The following is a 1,837-nucleotide window of genomic DNA, read 5'->3' as shown; positions in this document are numbered from 1 at the left end:
TTGTGCGCCCAGCATGGGCGCAATCTTGCGGGTGAAAGTCCCGTCGTAAGCTGACCACAGCGAACGAAGTGAAGCGCAACTGCATGAGGGCGACCGAGTGTGGGGAGGAAGCGTGAATCGAAACCGCGAGCCGATGGACAAGAACCGGATATAAGGCGAAGCCGATCAGGGCGAGCGAGCAAAAGATCGCGAAGCTCTTGTGGTCAAGGATCAGGCTGCGTAAATCCGGCGGTTGTGCGGGGAAGGATTGCGTTCTTACCTGGGGAGATCTCGCCTTGTGTCTGAAAGGGCGACGGTGCGAGCCGGAGCGAGAAGTCAGCAGAGGCCGTAGTAGTCYTTTTTTTTGACGAAGGGCCGAACGAGAGAGAGTGTTGTAGGCCATGTTGATGCGAACGACCGGAAGTCAGATGCCTGCCAAACGCGGGGCGGATGGAGATAACGAGCGGTGAARCCGTGAGAAGTCCCGCCAGCGACGAGGTCAATCGCCCGCAAGATGAATCCGACAACGCAGGGCAAAGGCTGCTGGAACGGGCCTTTGCGAGAGAAAACCTGAAACGGGCGTGGAAACGGGTCAAAGCYAATAAAGGTGCAGCGGGAGTTGACGGTCTGGACATTGAACAGACTGCTGAAGCCTTGCTGACTCAATGGCCAGTGATTTGTGAACAGCTACTTTCAGGTGTCTACCGGCCCAGTCCGGTAAGACGCGTGGTCATCCCCAAACCTGACGGCGGTGAACGCGAGTTGGGCATTCCGACGGTCACCGACCGCCTGATTCAACAAGCACTGCTGCAAGTCTTGCAGCCACTCCTCGATCCGACCTTCAGTGAACACAGCTACGGCTTTCGCCCGGGACGTTGCGCGCAGGACGCCGTTTTGGCGGCTCAGCGGTATGTGTCCTCGGGGCGCMAAGTGGTGGTGGATGTTGATCTGGAGAAGTTCTTCGACCGGGTCGATCACGACATTTTGATTGATCGCCTACGCAAACGGATTGCGGAWCGGGCGGTTATTCGACTGGTCCGGGCGTACCTGGATGCGGGAACGCTGATCAATGGCGTAATCGAGAAAAGCCGCTRCGGGGCGCCGCAGGGCGGTCCRCTGTCACCGTTGCTGGCAAATGTGCTGCTGGACGAAGTGGATCGGGAGCTTGAACATCGAGGTCATTGCTTCGTGCGCTATGCCGACGACGCGAACGTTTATGTTCGCAGTCATAAAGCCGGGCAGCGGGTGATGATCTTGCTGAGGCGTCTGTATGAAAAGCTGCACTTGAGCRTCAACGAGAGCAAGAGCGCRGTGGCCAGTGCGTTTGGTCGCAAGTTTCTGGGTTATGCATTTTGGTGCRCCCGTGACGAAGTCAAACGTGCGGTATCTCAGAAGGCACAAAAGCAATTCAAGCAACGYATCCGGCAGTTCACTCGCCGTTCATGTGGCCGCAGTTTGCAGCAGGTCGTCGACCTCCTACGTCCYTATTTGCTGGGTTGGAAAGCCTAYTTCAAGTTGTCGCAAACACCAGGCGTCTGGCGYGAATTGGAYAAATGGATGCGGCACCGACTCAGAGCGATTCAACTCAAGCAATGGAARCGGGGAACGACGACTTATCGYGAATTRCGGGCTTTGGGTGCGAGTAAAGAAGTCGCCCAGAAAGTGGCATGTAACACCCGTCGTTGGTGGGACAACAGTCGATGGGCCTTGAATTGGGTGCTTAATCTCGCGTGGTTTGATCGCTTGGGACTTCCACGTCTCTCCTGACCTCAATCCCTCGAACCGCCCGGTGCGGACCCGCATGCCGGGTGGTGTGGCAGGGGTACGGTCTATGAAGGCCGTCCCCTATGCCGATGAT

At 57.1% G+C, this 1,837-nt stretch carries 1 protein-coding gene; it reads left to right on the top strand.

Going from position 1 to position 1,837, the window contains the following annotated elements; genetic code table 11:
* Positions 1-429 precede the first annotated feature (429 nt).
* Complete coding sequence (gene ltrA, locus AC1DU9_RS29745) at positions 430-1,746, top strand: group II intron reverse transcriptase/maturase (RefSeq protein ID WP_477811261.1); 1,317 nt, start codon at positions 430-432, stop codon at positions 1,744-1,746.
* The last annotated feature ends 91 nt before the right edge of the window (positions 1,747-1,837 follow it).

The sequence above is a fragment of the Pseudomonas sp. P4_C1 genome (assembly GCF_056402155.1).
The sequence above is the reverse complement of the archived record's forward strand: the minus strand, read 5'-3'. Positions and strand labels throughout refer to the sequence as shown.